Source organism: Lysinibacillus sp. FSL P4-0201 (genome assembly GCF_038593425.1).
Taxonomy (GTDB): Bacteria; Bacillota; Bacilli; order Bacillales_A; family Planococcaceae; genus Lysinibacillus; species Lysinibacillus capsici.
Genome location: NZ_CP151995.1, coordinates 1,504,922 through 1,520,190, shown reverse-complemented (window position 1 = coordinate 1,520,190; position 15,269 = coordinate 1,504,922). Strand labels below are relative to the sequence as shown.

Below are 15,269 nucleotides of genomic sequence, written 5' to 3'. Positions count from 1 at the left end.
TAGGTTCCTCCTTTCTATGAACAGAAAATATGCTCTCCAATTTGTTTAATTTGTGGACGTGACCAAATCCATTTGCTCGTTGCAGTTTTTGGATTGAAATAATACAATGCATTTTCAGAAGGGTCCCAGCCGTTCATTGCATCAATAACCGCTTCTTTCGCTCGCTCATTTGGCTCAAGCCAAATTTGCCCATCTGCAACAGCCGTAAATGCTAACGGTTGGAAAATGATACCTGAAATAGTATTCGGGAAATCTGGGCTTTCCAAACGATTTAAAATAACTGCAGCAACTGCTACTTGTCCTTCATATGGTTCTCCTCTTGCCTCTCCATATACCGCATTCGCCATTAGCTGTAAATCACGCTCTGTATATTTGGGAGGAACTTGTGTCTGTGTTCCATTATTATTACTACTTCCACTACTATTGCTACTGCCACCACTAGTATTCTTTTTCACTTGCTGATCAAGTGGCTGCCCACCATAATAAGTAAATTGATTTCCTGCATTTAATTGAGCTTTCACCCATTTTTCGTCATAATCTGAATTGCCCGTTAACGCTTTCTTTGTCTTAGCGCCTGCAATTCCGTCTACTGGTAACCCATAATTTTCTTGGAAATTACGTAAAGCCCAGTATGTGTTGTAGCCAAATTTGCCATCAATTTTACTCTTATAAAAACCTAAGTATTGTAGCCTTGCTTGCAATTCAATGACATCATCTCCATAGGCACCTCGAGTAATTTGCTGATCGCTAAATGCATTTGCATCATTTTGAGGAATCGCAATTATACTAATTCCTAATATCAAAGCAAAAAGTATGCTTACTAAACGCACTTTTATCACTCCTTTTTTTTATAGCTTGAAACAAAAGGAGTAATTTATACATGATAAAAATGAAATAAAGCGTAGAAATCTTTGACGATTTCTACGCTTTATATTTTCTTTTGCATGTGAAGATGCTGCACCAGATGATAATGTGCAAGCTTCACTTTGCGCAAGCCAAACCACCATAAAAACAACATAAAAGGAATCATTAAATAAACCCAGTGACCTTTGAATGATAATATTGTATTGTATAGAATGTGAAGTACGACTGGTGCACAAAGCGCCATAGCTATCATCTCTTTTGTCTTAACAAGTTTCGAAAACTTAGCCCGTCCATAATAATAGCCCATTACGACACCAAACAAAGCATGACTCGATACTGGTAATAAGGCTCGCATAAATGCCGTGTCTAAGCCAAATGAAAGTAAATAAAGAACATTTTCAATCGTAGCAAAGCCAAGTGAAATGCTTGCCCCGTACAATATACCATCGTAAGGGTCATCAAATTCTATATGATTATAGATGGCAATTAATAGCACAAACCATTTAAAAAATTCTTCAATGACACTTGAAAATAGTACGTCTTGAAGATAAAGATATCGAAAAACCCCTTCCTCTGTTAATACATACTGTAAAAACATGATTGGGAACGTTAAAAATGCGCCGTATAAAAACGTTTGTAGTAAAGTTCTTCTTGGCTCCGTAGCCATCTGATTGCGCAAATAGAAATAACTAAAAAGCGCTAGACCGGGAGCAATGGCAGCAGATAATAAAATGATCATGATGCCGGCTCCTTTCAACAATAGACTGCTATTATTATACCATGTAATGACAAAAAAACTTTTTAAAAGGAGATTTATTTTTTTATGAAAAAAACAATTTTATTAATTCATACTGGCGGCACAATCTCCATGGCGATGAGTGCTGAAGGAGCGGTCATGCCTAATAAGGAAAATCCTCTAATGAAGGAAAGTAATAAACTGGCTTCACTAGCAAGCATTATCGAAATAGAAGCTTTTAACCTTCCTTCTCCACATATTACACCGAAAGAGATGCTTTTATTGCGTAACTTGATTTTGGAACAAATTGACGCACAGCCAATTGACGGTGTGGTCATCACCCACGGTACGGATACATTGGAAGAAACCGCCTATTTCTTAGAGCTAACTACGAACTTAGCCATTCCGATTATGCTAACAGGAGCAATGCGTTCATCTAACGAACTTGGAGCAGATGGGATTTATAATTTAGTAGAGGCAGTCCGAGTAGCTGTTGATGAAGAAGCACGTGATAAAGGTGTGCTTGTTGTGATGAATGATGAGGTTCATCTTGCTGTAAATACAACAAAAACAAGCACAAGTTCTGTAAATACTTTCCAATCTCCACAATATGGACCGATTGGCCTTATTACAAAATCCAGAATCTTATTCCATCACGCACCAATTCGTCGACAATATGTAGATGTTAACAATTTAACTAAGCGTGTCGCAATGCTAAAAGTGTACGCTGGAATGGAAGAAGATTTATTGGATGTCGTGCTTGCATGTAAATATGATGGTGTTGTGCTAGAAGGACTAGGTCAAGGGAATGTCCCGCCATCTGTTGTAAAGGGAATTGAAAGCCTTATACAGCGAGACATCCCAGTTGTACTTGTTTCCCGCTGCTTTAATGGAATTGCAGAAGGTGTTTATGGCTATATGGGCGGCGGTAAAATGCTAGAAGACTTAGGCGCCATATTCGCCACAGGTATTAATGGTCAAAAGGCACGCTTAAAATTATTAATAGGCCTTAACACAACTGGCTCGCCTTTAAATTTAAAGGACTTTTTCTTGTAACGCTAAAGTCTCGATCACCTGTTCATAATAGCCCAGTATCTCGCTAAGTCGAGCCAAAGCTTCATCGAAATCTGGCTGTATCACAGAAAATTGAATGAAATTCTTTTGGCGTAAATACTGGCTTTCACCATGAACGAATAGCCCGTTTAATGCTAAATCAATAAGTAGGTTGGCATAATTATTAGGCAATTGAACAGTTATCAACATCGGATATTGAGTAGTTGGATATTGAAATTGCATGATTGGTAGCTGCAGCAGTGATTGAAAGCGTTGCTGTAGCTGCTCATAACGTGCTGGATAGGCTTGCAATGCAGTCTCCACATTGCTCAGTAATACAGCAGGTAATGTAAATGGTATGACACCTTGCTGATAATTTGCTAAATCAAGATAAGCGGGTAGATTGGCAGATGGGGGTGCAAGTGATTGCGAAAATACAAATGCTAGCCCACTTAACGCACCAATGGCCTTACCACTCACAGCCGTAGCTAAATAGCAGTCCTGTAAAGAGAACGGCATGGCACCGAACGAACTAATACAATCTATACATAACTTTACATTGTATTGTTTAGCAAGCTTTTTAAGAATATCTAAGTTATTACAAGTTCCCGTGGAAGTCTCACCATGTACTGCCAACATCCACTGATAAGACCCCGTCTCAAGCTGTGAAGCCAGTTCTTTGTCATCAAATACTGTTCCCCATTCTTTTTCTACCACATCATAATGTAATGACCAACGAGCGGCTTGCTTCTGTAAACGTTCACCGAATTCTCCATTTGTGAGAATAAGCCCTTTTCCTAATTGCTGTGCCTTTAGTTGTGCAAGCATTACTTCATTTGCTAGCGTTCCCGTTCCTACGATTACACCAACATGATTGGACTTCGATAAATGCAGTAACCTCTTCTGCACTCGTTCATAAAGCGCATAAAAAGGTAATGAACGATGTGATAAATCTGAATGAGCAATTGTCTCTAATTGCCTCACCGGCCCAGGATAAAATGTAGAGGGTTCCGTCGTTAGTCTATGTTGTAATGATTGTTCAAATTCATGTCTAGTGAGCACCATCGGTAAAAACATCGCACCCTCTTCCCCGACAGCTGGTGCAAACTGCTTAAAACCCATCTGCTTATATAGTTTTTCCTCTCTCGTTGTACCTGAAATCACTGCAGCAGAATAGCCTTTTTCGTAGGCAAATGTAGTTAAGGCCTGAGTAAGCTTCAATAGAACTCGCCCCGTTCGATAACCTTTCTTCACGGAAAGCAAACGAATTTCACAAAGCTTCTCACAATTTTCCTTCGATAAATACTGCTCGACCTTACCAATCTTTTCATCAATAGAAAATGGTCGTTGATCTCTAAACGCCACCATGCCAATTAATTCTGTTTGCTTATAAACAACGACATAGGTATTCTCCTGATGAAATCGGTCTACTTTTTTTCGCGATGCATTTACCTCATGCTGAGGAATTTCTTCTACAAATGTTTCATAATTCAATCGAGCAATCGCCTCAAATTCTTCATTTGTCTTGGCAATTTTACACCAATACATTTCCTTCACTTCCCTCTTTTCAATGATTCCTGAATATTAGACATATGCTTAATAAGCATACACACGATTGCCATGATTAAAAGTCCATATGGCTCTAATTTCCCTGCTTGTATAATTGCGGCTATATAAAAAACAAAGCCCCCAACCATGCCAAGTGTCAGACTTCTAGTAAATGCAGATATAAGTGCTGTACCAATAATCATCCATAAAAAAAGACTTGGCGATAAGGCGAGACCCACACCAATAAAAGTAGCTACACCTTTCCCTCCATTCCATTTCAGCCAAATCGGAAATAGATGGCCAATTATCACCCATGCAGCTCCGCCAATAAGGACCCATTCATCCAATTGCCACATGCGTCCTAATCCGACAACAAGTACACCTTTTAATGAATCGCCAAGAAGAGTCAAAATAAACGCTGTTTTCCCAATCACACTTCCCGCATTACGCGCGCCTAAATTTTTACTACGCTCTTCCTGCAAATTGACACCGTATATCTTACCAACGAAATAAGCCGTCAAGATGTTTCCTATTAAATAACTCAAGAGCCAATACAAGCCAATCATTGAGCTGCCTCCTTGCTAAAAAGGCTGTATAAGCTACATGCCTATACAGCCTCGATCGTTATTTTTTTCTCTGCTCAATAGTTTGAGCGATACATTCGCCATGGAAACGACCATTTTCAATAAAAATTTCATTGGCATTATTTCCTGCTGCAATAACACCTGCAATGAATAGTCCTTCAACATTGGTTTCCATCGTTTCAGGCGTAACATAAGGACGACCCGTTTCTTCCTCTATGTCCACTCCCATCGCTTTAATAAAGGAGTGATCAGGATGATAGCCAGTCATAGCAAAAACGAAATCATTTTTTACTATTTTCTCTTGGCCCTCTACTTCTAAAACAACTTCGTGCTCACGTATTTCCAATACATTTGTATTAAAAAGCATGTCAACTTCTCCAGTTTTGACTACCCCTTCAAATTCGGGCAATACCCATGGCTTGATGCTTGGAGAGTATTCGCTGCCACGATAGGCTACGGTTACACGAGCCCCGGCTTTATTTAATTCTAACGCGGCATCTATCGCTGAATTTTTGCCGCCTATAACTAGAACATCCGTATCAAAAAATTCATGGCCCTCTTTAAAGTAATGGAAAACTTTAGGTAACTGCTCACCATGGATATTTAAATAATTCGGATGATCATAATAACCTGTTGCAATGACAACATAGGGCGTTTCATATATTTCCTTATCGGAGGTAACCGTGAACAAATCATTATTTTTTACAACACTTTGTACTTTTTCGAAGCGATTAACTTGTATATTTTTTAAACGGACGACCTCTCGATAGTAGACAAGGGCTTGATTGCGTTTCGGCTTACGTCCTTCAATAATAAATGGTACATCACCAATGGCTAACCGTTCACTCGTACTAAAAAATGTTTGATGTGTAGGGTAATGATAGATGGCATTGACGATATTTCCTTTTTCAATCACAATAGGTTGTAAACCAATATTTTGCAAAGCTATTGCTGCTGCTAAGCCGCATGGGCCTCCTCCAACAATAATTGCATCTGCTTGCTGCATTTCTTGACACTCCAATCGAATTTGAACAGCAAAAATTGCTGCTCCATGCTTTCACATTTCATAGAATAGACGATACTTTTTTATTATACGCCTTCTCACACGTTTTGGTTGTTTATTTACTCGAAATATCAATGTCAATTATATGACATTGGGGCTTTGCACCAAATCGAAAAGGTACTAATGTCGTCCCATAGCCATTGCTTACTAAAGTCATGACACCATCACGCCGACGATAGGAACCATTTGGATGAACACCATATGGACCGAATCTGATTTGCCCTCCGTGTAAATGTCCCCCCATCATTAAATCCGCACGATATTTAGCCCGAACTTTCGCAAAAACCTCTGGATTATGGGCGATAAAAACAACTAAATCCTGATCTCCTATCTTTGCAAAAGCTTTTTCAAAACTATATTCTTTAACAGTTGTATCCTCAATAGCACTTAACCAAAAGCTATTTTTAAGCGGAAGCTGTACGGCATCATTGACAATAATTTGAACATGGTATGCCTGTAAAATGTCCTTCAGTCTTTCTTCCCCAATTTCTCTGTCATTATTGCCCCAAATAAAATAGGTTGGTCCAAGGGACGTTAATAATGATAAATTTTCATGAATACGATCAATCGGTGTACGGCTATCCGCAAAATCACCGCCAATAATTACTGCATCAAAATGATGTCCCTGTAACTGTGCAATCATTTTCTTACTTATTTTACGTAAATGAACATCTGAAATAAAAAATAATCGTACCTTCTCCTGTTCACCCTGTAATGAAAGCTGGTGAGACAATACATTATTTTCATGTGCCACCTTCCACATATAAAGTGGAGGGGCGATGACTACCAAAAGAAATAGCCCTAAATATAGCATTTTCTCACTTCTCCTTACGACAGCAAAAAGGCGATTCTTCTTAAAAAACGAATCGCCTTTTTGCTAAATCAGACGTACGTTTTGGTGTGAACGTTTGTCTGTAATTTTATACTAGAAAACCTATATAACGATAAAAAATTCTATTAAGGTAACTTAATGACTTGCCCAACCATTACAGTATTAGAGGACATCCCATTAGCAGCACGAATTTTAGCTAAAGTCGCTTCACTGCCATCGCCATAGTGATTTAATGCAATTCGGTATAAGTTCTCATTTGCTTTTACAGTATGTGTCGTTGCTTTAGCATTTTGTTTTGCTTCTTCCGCTTTTCTAGCCTCTTCTGCTTTTCTTGCTGCCTCTGCTTGTTGTTGAGCTATTCTTGCTTCTTCAGCTTTTCGAGCTTCTTCGGCTTTTTTTGCTTCCTCTGCCTTTTTCGCCTCTTGAGCCTTTTTCGCTTCTTCAGCAGCTTTTTGCTCCGCTGCTAATTTATCAGCATCTTTTTGAGATTGCTCTTGAGCCTTCTTATCCCCCTGAGCGTCTTGACCCTTATCTTTTTCCTTGTCTTTATCTGACGCAGATGCTTCTGAAGGATCTAATTCGACAACCTGTTCAGCTGTATCCTTTTCGGCTTGTTCAATCGTTTTTCCTGGTTCATAAAATTTCCAAAAATAAATAAGAATTGTTAATGGTATCAAGATAAAAATAACAAACAGAATCGTCATTAACGGTGTCTTACGTTTCGAATTTTTTGGCTTTTTGTTTTTATTACCGTTTTTATTCATTCTGGAAACTCTTGATAAGGATTGCTGTTCTTTTTGCTCATCTTCAAACGATTGACGATGCTCTTCTATTTTATCGCGATAATCTTCTTTATTCATTCGCCTTTCCCCCAACCTTACTACGCTTTCTATCATCTCTATTATGACGAATATTACGAAAAAAGTAAATGACCGTCAGTTTTAGTCTAATTACCCATTAATAGTTGTTGCAATCGACTTTCCCACGTTGCCATTTCTACTTTCTTTTTCTCTTTTAAGCGTACTTTCTTGATTACATCATAATGGATTCCACAATTTTCACAACAGTTTTCCGGCTTTTTCTGCAATTTTTGCCCAAAATACCCGACTAAATGTTCACGAATACAGTCTTTTGTCTGTATGATTTGAAGCATTTCATTCACTGCATTGTATTTCTCTAGTGCTAAATGATTTAATCGGACCTTCACTTGTTCCGAAGACTCTCGTTGCAGCCAATAGTCTAACACACGGAAGGCTGTCTCACTTAACTCCCCATTTTTCAGCATTTGGATGGGCTGTATTTGCTGAGATAGCAGCTCCTGATAGCGGTCAACATGATGTAAAGTTGGTAAATCGCCTGTCACAACAAATTTAGCCAGCTCCTCATCACCTTCAGCATACAGTAATATAGCAAGTGCAGAGTGTCCATCCCGCCCTGCACGTCCAATCTCCTGCATATAATTCTCTATATTGGCAGGCATTGATTCATGAATGACCTGCCGTATATCAAGCTTATTAATGCCCATACCAAAAGCGTTTGTTGCAACAATCCAATCAAGTTCACCAGCTATAAATTGCTGTTGAATAAATTGACGGTCCTCCACCCCATAGCCCGCATGATATGCAGCAACACGAACGCCCTCTTGTAATAAGGCTTCGCTATATTGTTGCGCACGTTTACGTGAGGAAACATATAAAATACCAGGTCCTGCTGTTTCCGTAATATGGTGCATGAGCCATCTAGCTTTATCAGCCTTATCCTCCACTACTACACGACCTAAATGAATATTCGGGCGGTCAACATTATACATAAACTCGAATGGAGCTTTGAGAGATAAAGTTTCCCGTATATCTCGAACAACCTTCTTTGTTGCCGTAGCAGATAATGCCAAAATTGGCGGACGATTTTCTCTCGATAGCCAGTCACCTATTCGTAAATAATCTGGTCGAAAATCAAAGCCCCATTGTGAGATACAATGCGCTTCATCTACTACGATTAAACCTAGCTTCATCTGCGCCAATTTCTCTTGTACCTGTTGCTGGAGCAGCATCTCTGGGGAAGTAAAAATAAAACGATATTGCTCTAAATAATGTAATACATAACGTTTCTCTGTTAGTGATAAAAAGGAATTTAAAGCTACCACCCTCTTTTCCCCAAAACGCTTCAGCTCTTCTACTTGATCCTGCATTAATGAGAGTAATGGTGAAACAATTAGTACAGGTTTCTCTAATGTATAGGCTGGTAGCTGGTAGCAGAGTGATTTTCCCATTCCTGTTGGCAATAAGGCAATAACATCTTGTTCCTGTAGTAATGCCTCAATGACTTCTTTCTGTCCTGGTCGAAATGATGAATAACCAAAATGCTTATGCAATAATTGTTCAAGTTCCATTTATACTTCTCCTTTCGCAAGGACAAGCCTTAGTTGAAAATAACTCATATGGTTTAAAGCTTCATGTAATATTTTTAATTTTTTTGTTTGATACTGCTTCGATGCCTGCCACACTTTTTGAGCTTCATCATAGGAGACGAATGGGCCAATAGAAAAGTTCGGTTCATACATAGCTAATTCCACAAAATGATCCTCAATTGTACTTTGTTTTAGTTTTCTCATTTGAACAATTTGCTCCATCGAATAACCTTGTTCATATAATTGTGCGGTTTGTTGTGCAGAATCTGTTAGCAATATTTTAACTTTTAACCCTTCTGCCACATGCCCTAGCAATGGGTAATCATCTATTTTTTGATGCACTTCATTTAATAATATATGTAGGGTTTCAATAAAAGCTAATTGACTATCCAGTACAGTTTCCTTCCGTTCATCTGCAAGTTGTTGCCACGTCCATCCTGGTAATTGATAACCACTTAAACGATACAGAACAAGCTGTTTGCTTGCATCTGACACAGGGAGAATAGTTAGCACATGATTACATTCTGTCAATAATTGCTGCTGTAAATGACCTTCCTTATAATGATGTGCCTGTAAAAAAGTTCGCACCCACGCTTGAATCATTGTATCTCTACTAATCGGTGAAAAGGTACGAACGGCTGCGGCTTGATGTGACAAACTTTGTACAATGAGAGAGAGCCTCGCAAAAAACACATGCTCATTTCCCCGATAGTGCCAACCATCAAAGAAAAAGGTTGGCGTTTGTTGTGCACGTTGTAATCCTAGCGTTTCCATGTAAAAATGACCAGATTCCTGCACATTTAACCAACTATTCTGCATAAATAAGTTTACAGCCTCATCAAATGTAGTACGAGATAGTTTTGGCAAGAGGCCAAAATATTGATGCAGTTGAAAAAGACCAATATCTTGAATCGTCTGGCCTGAACGCTTCCCTCTTAGGACATGATAGGCAGCCGAAATCGTCCGCTCTTTATTGAGTTTTTGAAAGATTTGCAATAAAATTTGATGAAACATTGACGCAAATTCCTCCAATTTAATAGTATTTAAGTTGAAATGTAAGATAAACATCTTTAAAATGAGTATGAAGCTTTGTAGGAACATCGTTAAAGGAGAGAATAAAATGGCTAAATACACAATAGTTGATAAAGATACATGCATCGCTTGTGGCGCATGTGGAGCCGCAGCGCCAGACATTTATGATTATGATGATGAAGGCATTGCCTTCGTTATTTTAGATGATAACATGGGAACTGCTGAAGTTCCAGAGGATCTATTGGAAGATATGCAAGACGCTTTTGAAGGTTGTCCAACAGACTCTATCAAAGTAGCAGATGAAACATTCGATGGTGACTCATTAAAATTTGAATAGTCTTCCGTTGATGTATATCTTAAAAGGCATCCTTCAGGGGATGCCTTCTTATTGATTAAAATATTGGCTATCTTTTGCATCAAGATAATAGGCATATGGTCCATTGCTATACATACCAATCTATTGGAGGAATGTGAATGTTTGAGCAGTTACAAGTTGAGCATAGTTTATTTTATATTGATCAAGACCATATGAATAGATTTAAAAATCTTGCTGCAAAGTGGCAATCAATATTTCCAGATGTTTGTGCGAAATGTTTGAATACTGTGGACGCATGGGCAAACGTGTTAAATAACTGGGTTTTCTTAAAATCGCAGCAGACCGATGAGCTCATTCTAAATCCTTCTAAAGCCATCTATTATTCCATCAATACATTCTTATTAGATGAGCTCCAAAAAATTCAAATAATTCAAAAAGTAAAAGAATGTGAGAATGATGATTTTCAGTATTTTGCGGCCTTCCACTTAGGAAATGCCATCGATTTATGGGTGTACGATACACTTGAAAAAAGTGCAGAATCTGATTTGTTAAAACCACAAAATCGAATACCTTATTATCTTGCCTTTTTAGACGATGATTTTCAAACAGACAATGCTTTATTCCATAAAAATCAAACAAGAGCAATCAAAATATTGGCACAGGTCATTCGGTCACAAAATTGCTTTAGAATCACTGTCAGTAGTGCCGTTAATCGAGCAGTAGATATGTATGATCATTATGTAACAAAATAAATTAGCACACCTTTTAATTCGTCTCTACTGTAAAGAGATGAATTTTTTTTGCTCTCTAAACTACTTCTCTTTTCATCTTGTTATTGCAACGTTATTTTATGTATGATAAGATTTTAGTAGTTGGTACTAATAACAGATATTATCTCACAAAGGAGTTCTTCATAATGATGGATAATTTATTACAATTAAAAGATAAGAACATTGTTGTCATGGGCGTAGCAAATGATCGCAGTATTGCTTGGGGCATTGCTAAACGTTTATTTGACGTTGGTGCAAATGTCATCTTCACGTATCGTCAAGAACGTTCATTAAAAAAATTACAAAAACAATTAGAAAATATCGGACAATCCGATTCTCTTGTTGTTCAATGTGATGTGAATAGTGACGACAGCACAAAAGCAGCTTTTGAAGAAATCGGCTCAAAGGTTGGTGTTATTCATGGGATTGTACATTCAGTGGCTTTTGCGCATGCAGAAGATTTACACAACCGCTTCCTTGAAACAACTCGAGAAGGCTATGCATTCGCACAAGATACAAGTGCCTATTCACTTATTTCCACTGCAAAAGCAGCTCATCCATACATGACAGAGGGTGGCTCTATCGTTACAATGAGTTACTTAGGTGCAGAACGAGTACTTGATGGCTACAATGTGATGGGCGTTGCAAAAGCTGCATTAGAGGCTTCTATGCGCTATCTTGCTGCTGATATTGGCCAAGATAATATTCGCGTCAATGCTATCTCAGCTGGTGCTATTCGTACACTCGCTGCAAAAGGTGTTCCTTCTTTTAACACAATTTTACACAAAATTGAAGAAACAGCTCCTTTAAAACGTAATGTTCAACAAGACGAAGTAGCAGATATGACGATTGTTATGCTATCTCACCTATCACGTGGTGTGACTGGTGAGACGATCTACATCGACGCTGGCTACAATATTATGGGTTAACAATAAAGAAGTATGGGAGGATGTATTATCCTTCCATACTTCTTTTTGTCGTTTATAGCATTGTCCATAAACTTTGGATCAACAAAATTAAGCCTGCTGCTACTAATAGAAAATAAATTAAGATTTTAAACAATTTTTGATTTAATCGCGTAAATAGCATTTGTCCAAAAATAAGTCCTAAGAAAACAATTGGCAAAGCATACATACTATACATCCAAACCATTTTACTTGTACCCGCAAAAATGACTTGAGAAAGTAAGCTAATTAGATAGATAAATATATAGTAGGCTAGTGAAACAGCTCTAATGGTTTCTTTATTTCTATGTGTGCTCGCAAAATAGAGCAACAGTGGTGGTCCAGCCATCCCAATACTTGTTGTGAACATACCTGATATAAAACCAACGCCATAATCTCTACTCCTTGTTTGTTGAATAGAGAAATTTCTAATCAATAGAATCGTAAGCCCTATAAGAAGGATAGCGATGAGCAGCTTAAATGTCGTCACATCGACTATGGCAAATAGTATACTACCAAAAGGAGCACCTGCAACACTACCGATCATCACCTTTTTAAGCAACGCTACATCAATATCATGTCTCACCTTCCATATGAGAGAAAACGAAATAACAAGGGACAGTATTATATTTATTTGCATCGCCTCTTGTGGTGTAAAAAGCAACAGTAAAAAAGGCGTAGCCATAACGGAAAAACCAAAACCTGTACTGGTTTGTAAAATAGAAGCCGCTAGGATAATGAAAAAATAGAAAAGTAATTCCTGCAAAATGACACCTCACATCATGTTGTGATACGTTGTCTAACAATGAATCTTTTTAATAAAAATGATAGGACACAAGCAATGAATAAAAACAGAGCAATCATCACTATAACACCCATCCACCCATATTTCATCCAAAAAACGCCTCCTACTGTTCCTCCAACACTTGAACCAAAATAATAGAAAAATAAATAGAGAGAAGATGCTTGTGCTTTATCGTGGGATGCTCGTTTGCTCACCCAGCCACTTGCGATTGAATGAGCTGCAAAAAAGCCAAAGGTAAAAACGGTTATCCCTATAATCTTTAAAGTAAGTAGCCCATTGAGCGTTACTATAGCTCCAGCTAACATAATGGCAATGGCCAGTAAGAGCATTCGTTGGCGACCATAACGATCGGCTAAACTGCCAAACCATGCCGAGCTAAATGTCCCAACTAAATAAATGACAAATATCCATCCTACAATTGTGGCACTTAAATTATAGGGAGGTGCCATTAGTTTAAAGCCAATATAATTATAAAGTGTGACAAAGCTTCCCATTAAAAGAAACCCCATCCCATAAAGACACAGCATAGAAGGATCTCTTAAATGTTGCAGTAGGGTTTTGGTCAATGCTTTTAATTGTAAAGGTCGCGCACTGAAATGTTTGGAGCTTGGTAACATCCAGACAAACAATAAACTAACTAGTAGGCTGATTCCTCCTAGTACCATCATGCCTGTATGCCAGTTATAATGGTCCGTTAAGGTACCAATAATAACTCGTCCACTAAGTCCCCCTACTGAATTACCGCTAATATATAAGCCCATGGCAACCCCTAAGCTTCCTGGTTCCATCTCTTCTCCCAAATAAGCCATAGCGATTGCTGGTAAACCTGCAAAAACGATGCCTTGTACAACACGTAAAACTAAAATTGTTTCAAAGTTAGGTGAAAATGCAAGAGCTAGTGTCAGGACAGAAGCTGCAAAAATAGAAATCGTCATCAATGATTTTCTTCCCCATGCTTCTGATAACGAACTGACAATTATTAAACTCACCGCTAATGCAAAGGTAGTTACTGAAAGAGATAAACTTGCTACAGCTGGTGAGACGTGAAATGCTTCTGAAAATGTTGGTAGTAATGGCTGCGTTACATATAGGTTAGCAAACGTAATAAAGCCTGCTAAAAATAAGGCCCAATTCGCTTTATGAAACGCCCTCGTACCCTTTTGTATATAGTCCATGAAACTCTCTCCTTAACTTCTTCCACATGCTACTATTATTCTAATACAATATTTCGCAAAACACACGTCTCCTTGTCAAATTTTAGACAAAAAAACCTACTTTTCCACCTATGAATCACAAAAAATAATTGACAAATAAAAGCATATCAAATTTATATAAACGTCTTTTAATAAAAAATAAATAGCTATTTTGACTTGGCAAATATTGTGCTACAGTAAAAGTAATCATCTAGAACCATTGTCACAATGAAGACAGATGACACAACCATTTTCATTGACGAGACTTGGAGGAATTTTTATGAAAATTATTGAAGCTTTAGCCCTCGCAACACCTTATATTCATCTAGCACTAAAACAAGAAGCCATTGTAGCTGTTGTTGAAAAGGAAAATGAAACAGTCGTTAAATACTTAGCAGGTAAACGTGTGGATTCCGGCTACCATGATGGACAAAAAGTTAACGCCAATGACCAAAATGTTTTCATCGCCTTTAATGGACAAAATGCAGATGTGGTGATACCAGAGGATGTTTACGGTGTAGCAATCAATGCTTTTTCATTCCCCATTCGTGAAAATGGTCAAGTAGTAGGTGCATTAGCTTTTGGCTTACCAATAGATAATGAACTCAAACTTGAAGATTATATGGCTACGATGGATAAGATCGTCAACAGTCTACAGGATAAAGTACATACAATCGCTTCCCATTCTGAGGAATTAGCAGCCACTAGTGAGGAAATTAATAAGCAGGCACAGCATGCCCTAGAGGACTCTGAAAAAACAAATGCCGTGACAGATTTAATTAAAAGTATATCTCGCCAAACTAATTTACTAGGTTTAAACGCATCCATCGAGGCTGCACGTGCTGGACAGCACGGCGCTGGCTTTAATATTGTGGCACAGGAAGTTCGAAAACTGTCCTTTGAGACGTCTAGTGCTACCGAAAATATAGAATCATCATTACGGAATATCAATAGAAATCTAGATAATCTAAAGCAAAATATGGGACAAATCAATGATGCAACAAATGAGCAAGCACAGCTCGTACAGGATTTCAGCGAAATTATAGAAGAATTAACTTTACTTAGCCGAGAAATGAAAGGCTTTATGCACAATGCGTTAAAATAATAATGAGGTGAACAATA

Annotated in this window: 16 protein-coding genes; 5 read left to right on the top strand and 11 right to left on the bottom strand. The window is 38.1% G+C overall.

Features of this window, described 5'->3' with window-relative positions; genetic code table 11:
• Positions 1 to 14: 14 nt before the first annotated feature.
• On the bottom strand, positions 15 to 830 hold the full coding sequence (gene sleB, locus MKY76_RS07435) for a spore cortex-lytic enzyme (protein ID WP_279494445.1): 816 nt from the start codon (positions 828 to 830) through the stop codon (positions 15 to 17).
• A 98-nt stretch (positions 831 to 928) separates the two neighbouring features.
• The gene (gene prsW, locus MKY76_RS07430) at positions 929 to 1,603 is read right to left on the bottom strand and encodes a glutamic-type intramembrane protease PrsW (RefSeq protein WP_004232588.1); all 675 of its coding nucleotides are present in this window, start codon (positions 1,601 to 1,603) and stop codon (positions 929 to 931) included.
• An 84-nt stretch (positions 1,604 to 1,687) separates the two neighbouring features.
• Between prsW and MKY76_RS07425 the strand changes: the two genes are divergently transcribed.
• Positions 1,688 to 2,656 carry an asparaginase gene (locus tag MKY76_RS07425; RefSeq protein WP_342557613.1) on the top strand — a complete coding sequence of 323 codons (969 nt, stop codon included), beginning with the start codon at positions 1,688 to 1,690 and terminating at the stop codon, positions 2,654 to 2,656.
• Here the strand turns inward: MKY76_RS07425 and MKY76_RS07420 are convergent.
• The 7 genes from MKY76_RS07420 to MKY76_RS07390 form a co-directional block, all read right to left on the bottom strand.
• Complete coding sequence (locus MKY76_RS07420) at positions 2,636 to 4,201, bottom strand: aminotransferase class V-fold PLP-dependent enzyme (RefSeq protein WP_103119058.1); 1,566 nt, start codon at positions 4,199 to 4,201, stop codon at positions 2,636 to 2,638. The genes MKY76_RS07425 and MKY76_RS07420 overlap by 21 nt on opposite strands.
• Positions 4,202 to 4,206: 5 nt before the next feature.
• Complete coding sequence (locus MKY76_RS07415; RefSeq protein ID WP_112117657.1) at positions 4,207 to 4,767, bottom strand: glycerol-3-phosphate acyltransferase; 561 nt, start codon at positions 4,765 to 4,767, stop codon at positions 4,207 to 4,209.
• A gap of 58 nt (positions 4,768 to 4,825) precedes the next feature.
• Complete coding sequence (locus tag MKY76_RS07410; RefSeq protein WP_342557612.1) at positions 4,826 to 5,791, bottom strand: YpdA family putative bacillithiol disulfide reductase; 966 nt, start codon at positions 5,789 to 5,791, stop codon at positions 4,826 to 4,828.
• A 112-nt stretch (positions 5,792 to 5,903) separates the two neighbouring features.
• Positions 5,904 to 6,662: a metallophosphoesterase gene (locus tag MKY76_RS07405; RefSeq protein WP_103117713.1), complete on the bottom strand. Its 759-nt coding sequence runs from the start codon at positions 6,660 to 6,662 to the stop codon at positions 5,904 to 5,906.
• A 143-nt stretch (positions 6,663 to 6,805) separates the two neighbouring features.
• The gene (locus MKY76_RS07400; protein WP_257961436.1) at positions 6,806 to 7,540 is read right to left on the bottom strand and encodes a LysM peptidoglycan-binding domain-containing protein; all 735 of its coding nucleotides are present in this window, start codon (positions 7,538 to 7,540) and stop codon (positions 6,806 to 6,808) included.
• A gap of 86 nt (positions 7,541 to 7,626) precedes the next feature.
• Positions 7,627 to 9,069, bottom strand: coding sequence for an ATP-dependent DNA helicase RecQ (locus MKY76_RS07395; protein WP_342557611.1), 1,443 nt, complete (start codon positions 9,067 to 9,069; stop codon positions 7,627 to 7,629).
• The gene (locus tag MKY76_RS07390; RefSeq protein ID WP_342557610.1) at positions 9,070 to 10,101 is read right to left on the bottom strand and encodes a helix-turn-helix domain-containing protein; all 1,032 of its coding nucleotides are present in this window, start codon (positions 10,099 to 10,101) and stop codon (positions 9,070 to 9,072) included. It abuts the gene before it with no gap.
• 106 nt (positions 10,102 to 10,207) lie between these two features.
• Here MKY76_RS07390 and MKY76_RS07385 point away from each other — a divergent pair, with 106 nt between their 5' ends.
• From MKY76_RS07385 to MKY76_RS07375, 3 genes are all read left to right on the top strand, one after another.
• The gene (locus MKY76_RS07385) at positions 10,208 to 10,456 is read left to right on the top strand and encodes a ferredoxin (protein ID WP_004232564.1); all 249 of its coding nucleotides are present in this window, start codon (positions 10,208 to 10,210) and stop codon (positions 10,454 to 10,456) included.
• A gap of 137 nt (positions 10,457 to 10,593) precedes the next feature.
• Positions 10,594 to 11,187 (top strand): hypothetical protein, encoded by a 594-nt coding sequence (locus MKY76_RS07380; protein ID WP_048389781.1) that lies wholly within the window; start codon positions 10,594 to 10,596, stop codon positions 11,185 to 11,187.
• A 164-nt stretch (positions 11,188 to 11,351) separates the two neighbouring features.
• Positions 11,352 to 12,134: an SDR family oxidoreductase gene (locus MKY76_RS07375; RefSeq protein ID WP_004232559.1), complete on the top strand. Its 783-nt coding sequence runs from the start codon at positions 11,352 to 11,354 to the stop codon at positions 12,132 to 12,134.
• A gap of 52 nt (positions 12,135 to 12,186) precedes the next feature.
• On the opposite strand, the gene MKY76_RS07370 is transcribed toward MKY76_RS07375, so the two are convergent.
• Positions 12,187 to 12,915, bottom strand: coding sequence for a sulfite exporter TauE/SafE family protein (locus MKY76_RS07370; RefSeq protein ID WP_103117710.1), 729 nt, complete (start codon positions 12,913 to 12,915; stop codon positions 12,187 to 12,189).
• 14 nt (positions 12,916 to 12,929) lie between these two features.
• Complete coding sequence (locus tag MKY76_RS07365) at positions 12,930 to 14,129, bottom strand: MFS transporter (protein WP_066037603.1); 1,200 nt, start codon at positions 14,127 to 14,129, stop codon at positions 12,930 to 12,932.
• 298 nt (positions 14,130 to 14,427) lie between these two features.
• Between MKY76_RS07365 and MKY76_RS07360 the strand changes: the two genes are divergently transcribed.
• Positions 14,428 to 15,252 carry a methyl-accepting chemotaxis protein gene (locus MKY76_RS07360; protein WP_048389774.1) on the top strand — a complete coding sequence of 275 codons (825 nt, stop codon included), beginning with the start codon at positions 14,428 to 14,430 and terminating at the stop codon, positions 15,250 to 15,252.
• Positions 15,253 to 15,269: the final 17 nt, after the last annotated feature.